Consider the following 15,854-nt stretch of genomic DNA (forward strand, 5'->3'; position numbering starts at 1 on the left):
TTCGTACCGGTTTTACGCTCCGGTCGGCTTCATTTAAACACACCGGTATTGCCTTTTTCCCAAACCGGCATAAGCTGTTTGATAACGTCCGGGTTCGCGTCGGCCACGTTCCGGTTTTCGTTCGGATCGGTGCGGTGATCGTACAATTCCACCGTGGGTTCCTGCGCCCGGAAATACCGGGTAAAACGATAGCGATCCGTTCGGACGGTGATGCCCCGCTTGAAATAACTGTAGGCGGCATGCTCACCCCAGTCCGCCGGTTTGCCTTTTTTCAGGAGACTGCCGAAGCTCTTTCCGTCGAGCGTGGCCGGTGCTTTTATCCCGCATAACTCCATCAAGGTTGGATACATATCAATCGAACTCAGGATTTCATTCCGAACCGCGCCGGTTTTCATGCCGGGGGTTTTGACAATCAGCACACTGCGGACGGCTTGTTCGAAAATCGTGTGCTTGCCCCAAACCCGGTAATCGCCCAGGTGCCAGCCGTGGTCGCTCCAGACCACCACAATCGTATTTTTATCCATTCCCAACTGCTTCAGGGTCTCCAGAACTTTCCCCACCTGCGCATCCGTGTAACTCACACTGGCGTAGTAGGCATGACGCAATTTGCGGGCGTAGGCATCCGAAACCGGTTTTTCCAGCGAAGCCTGTTCGTCGCCCAGCGCATACTGATTGAACTCAGCGCTCTCGTGCAAACTGGCCGGGCTGACGTGCTCGGGAACCGTAGGCGACGGCGTCAGCGGAATGTTCGCTTCGTCATACAGGTCCCAGTATTTTTGGGGCGCGTTGAACGGCAGATGCGGTTTAAAAAAACCGATGCCCAGAAAAAACGGTTGCTTTTTACCCGCCAGTTCCTTCAATTTCGCCACCGCCAGATTGGCCGTCAATCCGTCGGGATAGTCCTCGTCGGCTACGTTTGCGGCTTCATACGGTTTGACTTTCGATTTCCGGCCCTGCCGGTTCGAACCGTCGGCGTAGCCAAAAAACGCATTCCAACCCGTCTTCCATTTTCCCGGATCAAACAGCATTTCGTCCCAGCTATGCGGCAGCTCCAACTGATTGCTTTTTGGGTCGTTGTAGCCATACACATAGCCATCGGGCGAGTGACTGATCTTCCCCATGCCGATAGTGTAGTAGCCATTCCGGCGCAACTGGTCGATGAACGTTTCCGGTTCGTCAGTCCGGGGTTTGCCAGACACCTGCTTTTCGAGGGCTTCGTTCGTAATGTCCACCGGATTGCGCGGCAGCCGCCCGGTTAACAGACTGTAGCGCGATGCTCCGCAGGTCGGCTGGGTGACATACTGCCGAGTAAAAAGCACCGATTGCTGCGCCAGCCGATCCAGATTCGGCGAATGAATCACCGGATTGCCGTAGCATTTGAGATCAGGACGCAGGTCGTCGATGCAGATAAAAAGCACATTCGGACGTTGCGGCTGACTTTCTCCGTTTCGGGTAAAAGCCAGCACGACCAACGCGCCAACGACCAGCAAACTGAACAAAATCCCTTTCATGAGCATACGGTTTTGGTTAATAACCGGGATTCTGCGTAAACTCACCCGGATTGGTCACCCGGTCGATCTGGGTTTGCGGAATGGGCCGAACCAGGTGCATTTCCTTGATGTTGGGAGCCGCATCGAGGTTGTATTTTTTGACCCGTTCCAGCAGTTGGCCCGTGCGTTTCAGGTCATACCAGCGATGCATTTCGCCCGCCAGTTCACGCGCCCGTTCGTCCAGCACAAATTCCAGGCTGAGGTCACTGGCCGTAATCTGCATGTCTTTTTCTTTGCCAGCCAGAGCCGCGCGGGTTCTCACTACATTGAAATAAGCAGCCGCTTCGGTCAGTTTGTTTTGGCGCCAGGCCGCTTCTCCGGCAATCAGGTACATTTCGGCCAGTCGAATCACGATGAAATCCCGGCGACCGTCGGTGGCATTGATGCTCGTCCGCAGCGGATCAATGTACTTTTTGATTACCGGAAACCGCCGACGCTGCCCTCCGCCAATCTCGTTGTTGGTGATGGTCGACGCGCCCACCCACGTATCCTTGAAGTCGATGTACCAGTAAGGAGCCGTGGTCTGAGCGGCATCCGGCACCGAATACGGAACAATTTTAATGGCCGTATCGCCCGGCATCACGGTTTTTCCGTTAATCGTACCCCGGTTGTTGGCAAACCAGACGGTTTTGAACGAACCTTCCCAGCGGCTGTCTTTCGACGGATCAAACAGCTTGATCAGGTAGTTGGTCGGCATAAACCGCTGATACGCCCGGCCATTGGGCAAATCCCGGATGATGGTCGGATTCTGCGTATAATCGAACAAAAAGAACAAATGGCTTTCATTACCAGCCCCGTTCGTCAACGGATCGGCCGTGTATTGCACCGACCAGACCACCTCCGCGTTGGCATCATTGTTAATATCCCAAAGGCTTCCATACGGTTTAATCATCTGAAAGTCATACGACTTTGTTACCTGACTCGCCAGCCGCTCGGCCTCGGCCCAGTTGCCCAGCGTCAGTTGAACGCGGGCCAGAAGCGCTTCCGAAGCCGGTTTTGTAATCCGTCCATACAGAGCGGCTTTGGCGGGCAGGTGTTCAATAGCGTATTGCAGATCCGGCACGATGCCTTGTTCATAAATCATCTTGGCGGGCGTTTTTTTCGCCGTGGTCTGCACGCCAATGGTTTCTTCCAGCGAAAAATGGACATCGCCGAACTGCTGAACCAGATGAAAATAGTACAAGGCGCGCAGAAAACGGGCCTCCCCGATGATGCGTGCCCGGTTGGCTTCCGTCACCCCCGCCACGCCCGGAGCGCGGTTGATGACGGCGTTGGCCTGGTTGATCCCGACGTAAAAATTGTCCCAAACCGCCCTGACAAACGCATTGGATCCCAGGAAGTTGGCGGAGTAATTGTTGATATCGGGATAATTGGTCACCCCACCAAACCCGTTGGTGAACATATCGGTGCCGGTGACGGTCAGGAAGAAGGCTTCTTCACGGCCGTAAAACCGGCGCAATGGCGTATAAACCGCTTTTAAACCGTCTTCCAGCCCACCGGGTGTTGCATAATAGCTGTCGGCGGTGGCGAGCCCAACGGGCGTTTCTTCCAGAACACTCTGGCAGGAAAAAAGACCGACCAGCAGAAGGGTCAGGCTGAGGATAGAGTTGACGTTTTTCATGTCTCGAACGGGTCGCTTAGAATTTAAGATTCATGCCGAATACAAAGGTGGCCGAGGTCATCGGGGTGCTGCCGCCCACAATGCCGGTCGCCGTTTCGGGATCGACCAGTTTATAAGGCGAAAAGATGAAAGCGTTGTCGGCGGTGGCATACAGACGTAGGCTCGAAATGTGTACTTTGGCCAGCAGGCTTTTCGGCAGCGAATACCCCAGCGTAATGTTGCGAATTTTGACAAACGAGCCGTCGAAAAAGCGAACCGCATCGGCATACAACGGCGCCGAAGCGGCATACGGCATCGGAATTTTGTTGGTCGGATTGTCGGGCGTCCAGTAATCGAAGTTCAGGCTGTTGTACCGCCCCTGCCACTGATTGCCGCCCAGATTGTGAAAATCGCTCCGGAGCATTTGTCCCTGACGGGCATAGACGAGGAACGAAAAGTCGATCCCCTTGAAGCTAAACCGGTTGGTAATCCCCCCGCTCCACTTGGGCACGATGGAACCCAATATCGTCCGGTCGTCGGCATTGATGACGCCGTCGGGCTGGTTGGTCAAATTTCCGGAGGCATCCCGGCCATTGACGTCGGCAATCTTGATGTCACCGGGGCGTTGTTTGGCTTCAGCGGCTGCCTGGGCGGCTTCACTGGTTTGCCAGATGCCGAGTTGCTTGAAGTTGTAGAAAACCGAGATTGGTTGTCCGATAAACCACTGATTTCCCACATCGTCCCGGCCGTTGAACAGGTCGACAATCTGCTCCTTATTCGAGAACAGATTCAGGCTGGCGTCCCACTTAAAACCGGAAGGGCTATTGACGACGTTGCCATTCAAGGTCAGCTCCCAGCCCCGGTTGCGGGTAGCACCGATGTTTTGCAGAACCGATGCATAGCCGGACGAAATCGGAATCAGCCGACTGAGCAATAAATCACTGGTTTTGGTATCATAGCGTTCCAGCGAACCCGAAATCCGGTCGCTCAGGAAACTGAAATCAACCCCCACATTGAGCGTCTTGGATATTTCCCATTTCAGATCGGGATTCGGAATGATGCTCAGGCCATAGCCATAGCCCGGTTCCGAGCCAAAGGCATAAATCGAGCGACTCAGTCCGCCGAGTGTCTGATAAGGCGCAATGGAAGTGTTGCCCACTTCGCCATAGCCCACGCGCAGCTTCAGGAAAGACAATACCGTATTGCCCGTCAGAAAGGCTTCATCCGAAATCACCCAGCCTGCCGATACCGACGGAAAAAAGGCCCAGTTGTTGCCCTTCGACAAGCGTGACGAACCGTCGGCGCGTCCGGTCAGGGTGAGCAGATACCGGTCTTTGAAACCGTAGTTAATCCGGCCCATATACGACAGTAACCCCCACTGTGTCAGCGAACTGGTGATGCCGGTGACGGTTCCCGAACTCCCTAAATCGTAGAACGAGGAGGTTTCGATCGGAATATTCTGACCGCTGGCACTCGAGGATTCAAAGCGGTTTTTCTGCGTACTGAACAGCCCCACCACATTCAGCGAATGCTGCCCGAATTTCTTGTTGTAACTCAGGAGGTTTTCCAGGGTGTAGGCAAAGTTTTGCTGATTTTCAACCGTCGCCCGACTGGTGCCACCCGCCAGCGTTCCGGAGTAATTCCCCCGACGGTAGGTGCTGAAATCCGGGCCGTAATTCAGGCGGTAGGTAAGCCCCTCCGCGAGTTGGTATTCCCCGAAAAGCGTGGCAAAAACCCGGTATTTCTTCGTTTCATCGACGTACTGATTCGGCTGAAATTCAAGCAACGGGCTGGTCGTATTGCCTTCGCGCGGGTTCGGATAGGCCACAAAAGCACCTTCCGCATTGTAAGGCTCAATCAGGGGCGAGAAAAGCAGGGCGTTGTTGTACGGCGCGTTCGACATCACGTTTTGCAGGTCGGTCGATACCGTCGCACTCACGCCGATCTTCAGCCGTTCGGTCAATTTGGTGTCGATGTTGGCGCGGAACGAATACCGGCGGTAATCGCTTTTTTGCAGCACGCCTTTTTCGTCGAAAAACGAGCCGGACAGGTAATACGTCGTGTTTTCAGACCCGCCACTGGCCGAAAGCTGGTGGCTTTGCTGAACGCCGTCGCGCAGAATGAGATCCAGCCAATCGGTCGAAATGCCTTTGCTCAGGTTGTCGATTTCCAGGCTGCTCATCAAAGCCGCGTCCTGGCTGGCGTTGTCAGGAGCGAGTCCCCGCGAAATGCGGGCGTAGCGGGCAAATTCATTCCCGTTCATCAGACTCAGGTCTTTTTTCGCCTTCTTGATCCCGTAATAGCCATCGTAGCTCAACACGGCTTTCCCCTGTTTTCCGCGTTTGGTCGTGATCAGAATGACGCCGTTGGCTCCCCGCGACCCGTAAATGGCCACGGCGCTGGCATCTTTCAGTACCTCCATCGACTCAATGTCGTTCGGATTGAAGTCGTTGATATTTACATCCGTCGGAATTCCGTCGATGACATACAGCGGGTTGTTGCTGGCGTTGATCGACCGGTTTCCCCGAATCCGGATGGTGGGGTTGGAACCGGGTGCGCCGTTGGCCCGGACGATGTCGACCCCGGCGAGTCGGCCCTGGGCGTTCGACAGAAAGTTGGCCGCCGGGGTTTCGGAAATGTCCTTGCTGGAAATGGAGGAAATCGCGCCCGTCAGATCCCGCTTTTTCTGCGTCCCGTAGCCCACGACCACAATCTCGCTCAAGGTTTTTTCATCCGTTTTCAGAACGATGTTCAGCGTGGTTTTGGAACCAACGGGGATTTCCTGCGTCAGATAACCGACAAAACTGAACACCAGCGTCACCGATTTATCCGGCACACTGATGCGAAACTGGCCATTTCCGTCGGTTGTCGTACCGCGCTGGGTGCCTTTGATCACAATGGAAACGCCGGGCAACCCTCCGCCTTTTTCGTCCGAAACCGTTCCCGAAATCACTTCCTCAACCGGCTGGGTCAGCAAAGAGGCTTCCGGCGACGAATTGGATTTAACCGCCGGAGCCACACCGGGCAAACGGTTCAGAATGATCTGTTTACCGGACACCTCATAGCCCAGATTCAACGGTTTCAGCATGTCTTCCAAAACCGTCCCCAGCTTTTCACGCTGCACATTCAGCGATATTTTGCGGTCGGCCTGAATCAGGCTGGTGCTGTAGAGAAACTTTACTTTCGTCTGCTCTTCGATCAGCGCCAGAACCGTTTTCACGTCCTGATTCTGCATCTGAATCGTCACTTTGGTGTTCAAAATAGCCTGCGCCCGAATGCCGGTCGCCAGAGCAATGCTGGTTACCAGTCCCGAAAGGAGCAGTTGCAGAAAACTCAGCTTCAGGGCCATTCGCCAGGAGATCAGGGTAGGGAGATTTTTTTTCATGCATTCAGTTTATTAGGTGTATTAGGGTAAGGGTCATTTGATTCCTCTGCCGCTTTCGAAGGGCGAAAGTATTTCATTTTTCAGTAATCAGAACGAATTTAGTAAATTAAATCACTAGACTAGATATACAATTCATAGGTAACCCCGGTTTCAAGCGCAAAACCGCTTCATCTACTGACACCCTTTTGCCGAAATAACAATCTGTGCATCAACGACTTCGTAATGCCCTTCAATGCCTTTGCAAAGAAGTGACAGCTTCTCAAAAAGGGGTTCTTCGGCTAAGGAGGCCGTTAACAGACAATTGCCCAGCAGTTCTTCATCATACACGATGTCGATTCCATAGGCCTGCTCCAGTTCCGAAAAGATCCGGGAAACGGGCGCATCCTTAAACTCAAAACGCTGTGGATAAACCGGTTCGGGTTCGGCAACCAGTGATTTCTTCATCCGAACCTCGTCGCGGGAGAAAGCCAGTTGTTGATTGGGGGCCAACACCACGCCTTCCAGTTCACGATTGGCCTGCATCGCATTGGCGCGGCTGTCGGTTCGGGCAAAAACCGAGACTTTGCCGGTTTTCACCTGCACCACCACCTGCTTGCCCGCTTCGGCGGCTTTGATCCAGAAACTGGTACCCAGCACTTTGGTGACCAGTTCGTCGGCGTACACAAAAAACGGTTTTGCCGGATTTTTGGTCACCTGAAAAAAGGCTTCACCGGTCAGATACACTTCCCGTTTTGCCTGACCGCCGAAATCCCGGGCGAAACTGATCCGGCTATTCGGCTGTAACAAAACCGTACTCTGGTCGGGCAGACGAACCGTCATTGGTTGCTCGGACTGGTTGACTTTTTCCAGTAAAGCCGTAGACGCCTGATCGATCAACTGCTCATACTGCGTCGGAAGGCGGTTTTTCTGGTAAACCCAAAGTCCCAGACAGAGCAGAATGGAAGCAGCCGCCAGCCAGCGCCACGGAACCGGGAGTTGGCGCACGGGGGCGGGTTGAATGCGTTCGCGGACGTTCGTGAACATCCGCTCGACCTGTTCCTCGTCCGGATATTCCTGAACGACAGCCTTATCGATCGATCGCAAAACCGTCCGGGCATGGTCGACAACCTGCTGTTTTTCAGGATACCGGTCCAGAAATTGCCGCCAGAAAGCATCGGTTTCCGGGGTCGGTGCATACACCCATTGTCTGAAAGACGCATCCTTTAGAAAGTCTTCCAAATCAAAATCCGCGTACTCCATCCTATCACTTTTTGGCTACGTAATTAGATTATGCCTTTAAAAAGAAAGAGAAAAGGAAGCCGCGGTTTAACTCACTTGCGAAGAAAAAAAAGTATAAACAGCAGAATGGTGCTGGAGAAAAAGGCAAACTGACGGAGTTTGTGAAGCCCGCGTTGCAGCAAATTCCGGACGGATTGTTCGTTGATCGCCAGAATGTCCGCGATCTGGGCGTAGCTGAAATCCTGGTAATAGTAGAGCATCAGGACTTCGTATTGGCGGAGCGGCAGTTTCTTCAGTTTGACCTGCAAATCAGCGGTTTGCGTTTGCAGCCTTTCGGCATTGATCACCTCCGTTTCCTGCGCCGGGCTGGTGGGCAGCCGCCACTCGTCGGTCATTTCCCAGCTTTCGGAGGCAAGCTGATCGGGCCGGAGGGCCTTATGAATTTTCCGGCGCAGAGAGCGAAACAAATAAAACCGGGCTGATTCGACGTCACTCAGGCGGCTACGGCTTTGCCACAAATCCACAAACAAATCCTGAACCGCATCTTCAACCGCCTGTTCGTCACGAGACAGCTTTTTACCGTAACTGAACAACACCCGGACATACCGCTGGTAGAGAGCCCCAAAGGCGGTTTCGTCACCCCGTTTGAAGGCCTGCCACAAGGTCTTATCGTCCGTAGCTTCCGAAAAAGACATCAACGTGTTGAAGTAAAAAGTTGCCCTGACCCGACGGTTTTGATCCAGAAATCAGCCGGTTTGCTTTCCCGCCTTGCCTGACCAGATCGCTAACCGACAACCCAAAGGTACAATTACTTCTTAAAATGTGTCTATCGTAAGCCAGAAATTGGTCGGCGTACGGGTGCGCCATCGAATTCATTTTTTCACTACTTTTGAACACACTTCACACTGACTGGCCTTATGTTCCGTACCTTATTTTCGTTTCAATTTCTTTTCGTTCTTTTTATTCAGTTTCCCGCTTTTTCCCAGCAAAAGCAACGGTTTCAAAATCTGCAACAGGCCCTGGCCTCGTCTGGCCAACTCGCTGGTTCACAAGGCCCTTCGAGTGTCAACTGGATTGATGGCGGTACCCGTTTTTCGTTTATCGACAAAGGGGTGATCAAATCGTTTTCGCCCAAAGACCAGCGCGAAGAGGTGGTTTTTGATGGCAGTGCGCTCAAGTTTCCCGAAACCGGCCAGCCCTTTACCTACGAATCGTTTCAGTGGTCGAAAGACTCCAAAAATCTGTTGTTTCAAACCAACTTCCGGCCTGTCTGGCGTCGCTCGGGCATTTCGGATTATTACGTGTACGGGGTCGCCGACAAAAGCCTGAAGCGGGTTGCGAAAGACGCCCAAACCGCTGAACTCTCACCGGATGGTTTGAAGATTGGCTACGAGCGGGACGGCAATCTGTTTGTGTTTGACTTTGCCACGCAGAAAGAAACGCAGCTCACCAACGATGCCGCGCCGTCGCTCTACAACGGCCGGTTTGGCTGGGCATACGAGGAGGAATTTGGTCTGGCGCAGGCCTGGGAATGGTCGCCCGACAGCAGGTTCATCGCCTACTGGCAGATTGACGAGCGCGAAGTGCCGATTTACGCCATGACCGATTACAAGGGGTTTGACGAAAACTTCACGAAACTCCCCTACCCGCGGGTGGGTGACAAAAATCCGACCGCGCGCATTGGCACCATCGAAATTGCCAATCGCAAGCAGCAGTGGATGAAGGTAGATTTGGGCGACGGCTATATTCCCCGCATTTACTGGACGTCGCAGGAAGGGCAACTGGCGGTGGTGCACCTGAACCGCAAGCAAAACCACCTGAAACTGTTTTTGACCAACGCCCGCACCGGCGACGCGAAGCAGATTATGGAGGAAACGTCGAACACCTGGGTCGACGTGTTCGATTTCTTTGCCGGCATCATGCACTATTTCTATTTTCCGGCCAATTCGCAGGAGTTTTTCTGGGTTTCGGAGCGGGACGGCTGGGCGCATCTATACCGCTACGACTACACCGGGAAATTGCTGGATCAGGTTACGAAGGGCAATTGGGAGGTGGTTTTTGTGCACAACATCGACGCCAAAAACAAAAAGATTTACTACACCTCGACCGAACAATCCCCGCTGGACCGGCAACTGTATGCCGTTGATTTCGACGGCAAAAACAAACGCCGACTGACCCCGGCTGCAGGTCGGCACAAGATCGATTTTGCGCCCAACAGCCAGTATTACATCGACCGGTTTTCGAACACCACCACCCCCACCCGCGTGGAACTGTGGGACACCAAAGGCAAGCTTGTCAAACCGCTGGAAACCAACGCCAACGTAACGAAATTCATCAACACCTACGCCTATGCGACCAAGGAACTGACCAACTTTACAACCTCCGACGGGCAGAAAATCGACATCTCAATCCTGAAACCGCTCGACTTTGACGCCACCAAAAAATATCCGGTAGTGGTGGATATTTACGGCGGGCCGGGTGCGCAATCGGTTTACAATGAGTTCAATACGTCCGGCTGGCACCAGTTTCTGGCGCAACAGGGATACGTCATTGTGAGCGTGAACAACCGGGGCAGTGGCGGTTACGGTTCTGCTTTTGAGAAAGTGGTGTACGAAAAACTCGGCCAGTATGAAAGCCGGGATTTTGTCGAAACCGCCAAATACCTGGGTACGCTGCCGTGGATCGATGGCGGGCGCATGGCCATCCGGGGACATAGCTATGGCGGTTACATGAGCAGCTACACGATGCTGACGCACCCGGGTATTTTCAAAGTTGCGCTCGTGGGCGCTCCCGTCACCGACTGGCGGCTCTACGACAGCATTTACACCGAACGTTACATGGGGTTGCTGCCCGAAAACGACGCGCAATACCAGAAAAGCGCGGTTTCGCCGAATGCCAAAAACCTTCAGGGCAAGATGTTCATCGCGCATTCGACGATGGATGAAAACGTCCACGTCCGGAACACCATGCAGTTGATGAATGCGCTGGAAGACGCCGGGAAAGACGCCGACCTGCGCATTTATCCACCAGGTGCGCACGGCGTAGCCTACAACAGCACCAGTTCATTGCTGCTGTATCAGCAGTATGCGGAGTATCTGGAGAAGTATTTGAAGAATGGCGCGGTGAACTGATAGAATGGCTGCTGTTTTTTCGTAATCAGTTTTCCACCTTAATCCCTTCCTCTTCCAAATACCGGCCAATATTAAATTTCTGCCCGTCAAGCAATTCCAGTTCCCGGTTCCAATCCATGGTTAACCAGGCATCGGCGGTTTGTTCGGCAATCATTACTTGCTGCGTATCCGTAAAAATCCAGATTACTTTGCTCGTACCAAAATCGAGAAGTTTTCGGGTTTTTTTATTGACGTAATTGAAGTCTTCTGTTTTAGACAGATCGGCTTTTACATCAATTTCCACGGCCACTTTGGCGGGGACGTCCACATAATGGACATTAATTTTATCCGGTGTCAAGACACTCTTTTCATAAATCGCGGCATCGTGCGACAAATTATTCCGGTGATCCAGGTGAACACCAGCTTCGTTGGAAGCAAACCAATATTTTTTCTCGTCCAGAGAACGAATCATTATTCGCATGAAATACGATACTAAAACCCACTGCAACGAACTGGAACCCATAATTTCTTCCGGTGTTTTTTTTCCCGCCAAAACGTCTTTATAACCGCTGTAATACAGCGATCGCCCATCCAACACCTCATAAATCAGCGATTCCAGGGCTACTTTTTGTTTAGACGTCTTTACCGGCGATTTGACACCCTGTGGTTTACGGGACTTTCCGGAAACTTCTTTCTTCTCAAGCGTCTGCATACCTTTTTCGTTTGATGCAAAATACGGTTTTTCCGGCAAATGTGCTTCAAGAATACCCTACACTTCCATTTTCAACGCCCGGCCGACGTCCTTCTGGTGCAGCCGCCCAATCGGGAGTTCCTGCCCGGCGACCTCGATGTGGCTGGGCGACCAGGCCGAAATCTTGTCGATGGCCACAATGAACGACCGGTGTATCCGCAGAAAATCCCGGCCCGGCAGCATGGCTTCCACCGAACTGATGGCCTGTTTCACCACCAGCGGTTTGGCGTTGGTCGTGATGATTTTGATGTAATCTTTCAGGCTTTCGACGTAAAGAATGTCCTTGGTATAGACCTTCACCATTTTGCGGTCGGCCCGAAAATAGAGAAACGCGTCGCGCTCCGACGGCACCAGTTCCTTTTCAACGGGCGGCTGATCTGGCTCCGAAATACCGTTCGCCATAATCTGGGGTTCAAGCCGCATGACTTTAGAAACCGCCCGCAAAAACCGCTCGAACGGAATGGGTTTGAGCAGGTAATCGACCACGTCCAGATCAAAACCGTCCAGTGCGTATTCGCGATACGCCGTCGTGAAAATCACTTTGGGGGGATTCCGCAAACTCCGCAGAAAATCGGTGCCGGAGAGTTTGGGCATTTTAATGTCTAAAAACAGCAGATCGACCGGCATCGACTGGAGCAGGCTGAATGCCTGAACGGCATTGTGACACTTGCCGACAATCTCAAGCCCATCGACCAGTTCGATGTACGATTCGATAATCTCCACAGCGTGTGGTTCGTCATCAATCAGCAGACAACGTACGTTCATAAGTAGTTTGTATTTGTTGTTGTTATTTTTTAAGCCCCTAAATCCCCTAAAGGGGACTTGGACACCGCATAACCCGGATTTTAAAGTCCCCTTTAGGGGATTTAGGGGCTAATTTCTATTTTACACCGGTATTTCAACGACCGGCATCCTATTCGGTTTCAAAACCGCCGACTCCCGGGGTAACCGCAGGGTCAAATCGACCAGAAACGTTTCTTCTTCCGGCTGAATTTTTAGTTCATAACGACCCGGATACAGCAATTCCAGGCGTTTTTGGACGTTTTGCAACCCAATGCCGCCGACCGCAGACGGGGCAAAACTGTCGGCATCGCGACTGTTGACCAGCTTAAAGGTCAGCACATGATCATCGACAGACAGGTCCAGAAAAATCCAGGCCTGCTCCAGTTGTTCACTGGTTCCGTGTTTGAAGGCATTTTCCAGAAACGGAATCAGCAACAGGGGCGCCATCTGTATTCCCTGCAAATCGCCGTGGAAACTCATCGAAACATCCAGCCGCGAACCGTAGCGCAACTGCTCCAGCCCGATATAATTTTTCATGAAGGCAATCTCCTTTTCCAACGGCACCTCCGACGCGTTGCAGTCGTAGAGCATATAACTCAGCAATTGCGACAGTTTCAGCACAACCGCCGGCGATTGCTCCGACTTTCGTAACGTCAAGGCATACAGGTTGTTGAGGGTATTGAACAGAAAGTGCGGATGAATCTGCGATTTCAGCAACTGTAACTCCGCGTTAAACTTTTCCTTTTCAATCTGCCGATAGGCCTGCTCTTTCAGATACCAGATTTTGACGAGTTTGATGGCAGCCGCAAAACCGCCCACCGTAATGCCGCCCCGTAATCCCGCCATCAATAAATAGGTTAGGCCACCCCCGCGAGCCCGCGACGTACCGAGCCAGGAATGCAAGGGCGTAACAACCGAGGTCGAAAGAAGGGCCGATGCCGACGCACTCAGAAATGAAAAAAGAATGACGCCAACCACCATTTTCCAATAGGGCCCTTGGTCCAGATACCGGGGGAATAAAACGTAAATAATACCGTATGACAGAACCATATGGGCCGGCATAAACACCAGTGAACTGACGCCGGAGGAAAAAAAACCCAGAAAGAACGCTTCGGTTTCTCCGTAACCGCGATGCAGGAAATCGGAGATCGGAAAAACACCATACAAAACCGTAAAGTAGAGTTGAACGACGCCCCAGAAAAGCCCATGCCGGGCCAGGCGGTAACGCGGCCGATTGGAAAAGATGAAGTTGGTGTTAGACAGTTGCATACGAGTACCCGATTGCCGACCGAATATAGATAAACGACACCTTTCCTGCCACGAATTGCGCGAATTGTAGACGAACGGTAACAAATCGTCGCCAAATGACTCTTTTCAGCGCCCTAACTACACTCGTCGCCAGCCCCTTGCCGTATCAGCCGGGAACCCACGCATTGGGCGATAATGCCGGCAGGCGGTTTTTCCCGTGTTTACCTTTGAAGCGTCAATTCCGACAACAACAACAACTACGAACGAACCGCTTCGGCGCTACCACCATGAAAATCAATCCACACTACCGTCTGGCGCTATTCGCCACTGCTTTCTTCCTGTCTTTGTCGGCTTTCAGCTTTGGTCAGGGACGACAAAACCGTCAGTCAACCTCACCCCGCCAGGGCTTCTGGGTTGTGGAATCCCAACCGAAGCAGAACTGCGTCGTGTTTTTCTACAACGATGACAACCAGCTCATTTACAAAGAGACGCTGGCGAAAAAACGACTCAATCTCAAACAGGCCAAAACCCGGGAGAGTCTGAATACCGTGCTGGAACAGGCTTTGCAACAATGGACCGTTTCGCAACAACCGGGTGGCGCGGCCATGCCAGCCGACCAGCAATGGCTGGCGACGGAGTTTCGAAAATGACAAAAGAGGTGAGACAAGAGATGAAAGACGCTCCCCTCAGCCAGCAAGCCCTAGTCTCTTCTCTCTTGTCTCACCTCTCACGTCTTTACTTTAATTTGGTTAAATTGGTTCGAGTCCCCCGGCATGGGCAGTTTGCTCCGGGCCGGGGGCTTTTTTGTGCGAAATAATTACCCGATTGCCAGACGGGAAGTTGAATTGGTGTTCGTAATCCGTATTTTCGGACTTCGATCCATCCGTTCTTCATGCAAACCGGCCTTTCTGTTCCCGCAACCCGCACCGAAATCCTGGCGGGCGTTTCCACGTTTCTGGCAACCATGTACATCATCGTGGTCAATCCGGCGATTCTCAGTCAGGCCGGTTTGCCGTTCAGCGGGGTTCTGACGGCCACGGTTTTGCTGTCGTTCGGATGTAGTGTGATGATGGGCCTGTATGCCCGCAACCCAATGGTGGTGGCGCCCGGTATGGGACTCAACGCCTTTTTCACCTTCACAGCCGTCAAAGGCATGGGCATCCGGCCCGAAGTGGCACTGGGGGCGGTTTTCTGGGCGGGCGTTCTGTTTCTGATCCTGTCGGTTTTCAACGTTCGGTCGGCCATTGTCAGGATCATTCCCAAACCGCTGCGGTATGCGGTTTCGGGCGGCATTGGCCTGTTTATCACCCTGATTGGCTTTGAAAACGCGAAGTTCATTGTGGCCAATCCGGCCACGCTGGTCAGCATCGCCAGCCTGAAAGACCCGATTATTCTGACGTTTATTTTCGGCTTATTGCTCACCAGCGTTCTGGTGATCCGGCAAGTTCCGGGAGCCATCATCATCGGTATTCTACTGACCACGTTAGCCGCACTGCCCATTGGCCGGTGGTGGGGCGATGCGTCGGCGGTGAATTTCGGGCAGAAAACACTCGTCAATTTTCAGGGGATCTTTGCCGCCCCGGATTTCAGCTTGATCGGTAAACTGGATCTGGTCAACTCCCTGCAATGGTCGCTCTGGCCGGTGATTTTTGCCTTCGTTTTCACGGATCTGTTCGACAGCCTGTCCACCTTCGTGGGCGTGGCCGAAGCCGCCGACCTGTATGACGAAGACGGTAATCCGCTCAACCTCAACCGCTCACTGACGGTCGATGCCGTGGCCACGACGATGGCGGGTTTGCTCGGCACCAGCCCCGGAACGGCTTACATCGAGTCGGCGGTGGGCATTGCGCAGGGCGGGCGTACGGGCCTGACGGCCATCGTGGCGGGTTGCCTGTTTTTGCCGTTCCTGTTTCTATCGCCTTTGTTATCGGTGATTCCGGCTATCGCCACCGCCCCGGCGCTGGTGCTGGTCGGTGCTTTCATGATGAAACCGATTACCAAAATCAACTGGGGTCGGCTGGACGATGCCTTACCGGCCTTTCTGGCGCTGGTGCTGATTCCGTTCAGCTACTCGATTACGCAGGGCATCATCTGGGGCTTTCTGACGTGGACGGTCGTCAAACTGGCCATTGGCCAATCGAAAGAGGTGCCGACCGGTTTATTGCTTGTCGATTTATTCTGCATTCTGGCGCTCTTTTCCGGACATTGA

11 protein-coding genes are annotated in these 15,854 nt (G+C 53.0%); 3 read left to right on the forward strand and 8 right to left on the reverse strand.

Annotated features, from left to right (window positions below):
* Positions 1-29: 29 nt before the first annotated feature.
* The 5 genes from DUE52_RS01390 to DUE52_RS01410 all read right to left on the reverse strand — a co-directional run bounded on the left by DUE52_RS01390 (position 30) and on the right by DUE52_RS01410 (position 8,448).
* Positions 30-1,511 (reverse strand): sulfatase, encoded by a 1,482-nt coding sequence (locus DUE52_RS01390; RefSeq protein ID WP_114404254.1) that lies wholly within the window; start codon positions 1,509-1,511, stop codon positions 30-32.
* A gap of 16 nt (positions 1,512-1,527) precedes the next feature.
* Positions 1,528-3,171 (reverse strand): RagB/SusD family nutrient uptake outer membrane protein, encoded by a 1,644-nt coding sequence (locus DUE52_RS01395; protein ID WP_114404138.1) that lies wholly within the window; start codon positions 3,169-3,171, stop codon positions 1,528-1,530.
* 16 nt (positions 3,172-3,187) lie between these two features.
* Positions 3,188-6,535: a TonB-dependent receptor gene (locus DUE52_RS01400; protein ID WP_114404139.1), complete on the reverse strand. Its 3,348-nt coding sequence runs from the start codon at positions 6,533-6,535 to the stop codon at positions 3,188-3,190.
* A gap of 171 nt (positions 6,536-6,706) precedes the next feature.
* Positions 6,707-7,774, reverse strand: a complete 1,068-nt coding sequence (locus DUE52_RS01405; protein ID WP_114404140.1) for a FecR family protein — start codon at positions 7,772-7,774, stop codon at positions 6,707-6,709.
* 71 nt (positions 7,775-7,845) lie between these two features.
* Positions 7,846-8,448 (reverse strand): RNA polymerase sigma factor, encoded by a 603-nt coding sequence (locus DUE52_RS01410; protein WP_114404141.1) that lies wholly within the window; start codon positions 8,446-8,448, stop codon positions 7,846-7,848.
* Between the two features lie 222 nt (positions 8,449-8,670).
* On the opposite strand from DUE52_RS01410, the gene DUE52_RS01415 reads away from it, so the two are divergent.
* Positions 8,671-10,884, forward strand: a complete 2,214-nt coding sequence (locus tag DUE52_RS01415; protein WP_114404142.1) for a S9 family peptidase — start codon at positions 8,671-8,673, stop codon at positions 10,882-10,884.
* Positions 10,885-10,909: 25 nt separating this feature from the next.
* On the opposite strand, the gene DUE52_RS01420 is transcribed toward DUE52_RS01415, so the two are convergent.
* The 3 genes from DUE52_RS01420 to DUE52_RS01430 form a co-directional block, all read right to left on the reverse strand.
* Complete coding sequence (locus DUE52_RS01420; RefSeq protein WP_229312027.1) at positions 10,910-11,575, reverse strand: Uma2 family endonuclease; 666 nt, start codon at positions 11,573-11,575, stop codon at positions 10,910-10,912.
* A 57-nt stretch (positions 11,576-11,632) separates the two neighbouring features.
* On the reverse strand, positions 11,633-12,379 hold the full coding sequence (locus DUE52_RS01425) for a LytR/AlgR family response regulator transcription factor (protein ID WP_114404143.1): 747 nt from the start codon (positions 12,377-12,379) through the stop codon (positions 11,633-11,635).
* Positions 12,380-12,499: 120 nt separating this feature from the next.
* Positions 12,500-13,666, reverse strand: a complete 1,167-nt coding sequence (locus DUE52_RS01430) for a sensor histidine kinase (RefSeq protein WP_114404144.1) — start codon at positions 13,664-13,666, stop codon at positions 12,500-12,502.
* 95 nt (positions 13,667-13,761) lie between these two features.
* On the opposite strand from DUE52_RS01430, the gene DUE52_RS01435 reads away from it, so the two are divergent.
* Together DUE52_RS01435 and DUE52_RS01440 are read left to right on the forward strand one after the other, a co-directional pair.
* Positions 13,762-14,295, forward strand: coding sequence for a hypothetical protein (locus tag DUE52_RS01435; protein ID WP_133299739.1), 534 nt, complete (start codon positions 13,762-13,764; stop codon positions 14,293-14,295).
* 242 nt (positions 14,296-14,537) lie between these two features.
* Positions 14,538-15,854, forward strand: a complete 1,317-nt coding sequence (locus DUE52_RS01440) for an NCS2 family permease (protein ID WP_114404146.1) — start codon at positions 14,538-14,540, stop codon at positions 15,852-15,854.

Source organism: Larkinella punicea (assembly GCF_003334855.1).
GTDB lineage: Bacteria > Bacteroidota > Bacteroidia > Cytophagales > Spirosomataceae > Larkinella > Larkinella punicea.

Bases quoted from the DNA above. Each gene is read 5' to 3' on its own strand.
- DUE52_RS01390 (WP_114404254.1), bottom strand. From the start codon at position 1,511: ATGAAAGGGATTTTGTTCAGTTTGCTGGTCGTTGGCGCGTTGGTCGTG.
- DUE52_RS01395 (WP_114404138.1), bottom strand. From the start codon at position 3,171: ATGAAAAACGTCAACTCTATCCTCAGCCTGACCCTTCTGCTGGTCGGT.
- DUE52_RS01400 (WP_114404139.1), bottom strand. From the start codon at position 6,535: ATGAAAAAAAATCTCCCTACCCTGATCTCCTGGCGAATGGCCCTGAAG.
- DUE52_RS01405 (WP_114404140.1), bottom strand. From the start codon at position 7,774: ATGGAGTACGCGGATTTTGATTTGGAAGACTTTCTAAAGGATGCGTCT.
- DUE52_RS01410 (WP_114404141.1), bottom strand. From the start codon at position 8,448: ATGTCTTTTTCGGAAGCTACGGACGATAAGACCTTGTGGCAGGCCTTC.
- DUE52_RS01415 (WP_114404142.1), top strand. From the start codon at position 8,671: ATGTTCCGTACCTTATTTTCGTTTCAATTTCTTTTCGTTCTTTTTATT.
- DUE52_RS01420 (WP_229312027.1), bottom strand. From the start codon at position 11,575: ATGCAGACGCTTGAGAAGAAAGAAGTTTCCGGAAAGTCCCGTAAACCA.
- DUE52_RS01425 (WP_114404143.1), bottom strand. From the start codon at position 12,379: ATGAACGTACGTTGTCTGCTGATTGATGACGAACCACACGCTGTGGAG.
- DUE52_RS01430 (WP_114404144.1), bottom strand. From the start codon at position 13,666: ATGCAACTGTCTAACACCAACTTCATCTTTTCCAATCGGCCGCGTTAC.
- DUE52_RS01435 (WP_133299739.1), top strand. From the start codon at position 13,762: ATGACTCTTTTCAGCGCCCTAACTACACTCGTCGCCAGCCCCTTGCCG.
- DUE52_RS01440 (WP_114404146.1), top strand. From the start codon at position 14,538: ATGCAAACCGGCCTTTCTGTTCCCGCAACCCGCACCGAAATCCTGGCG.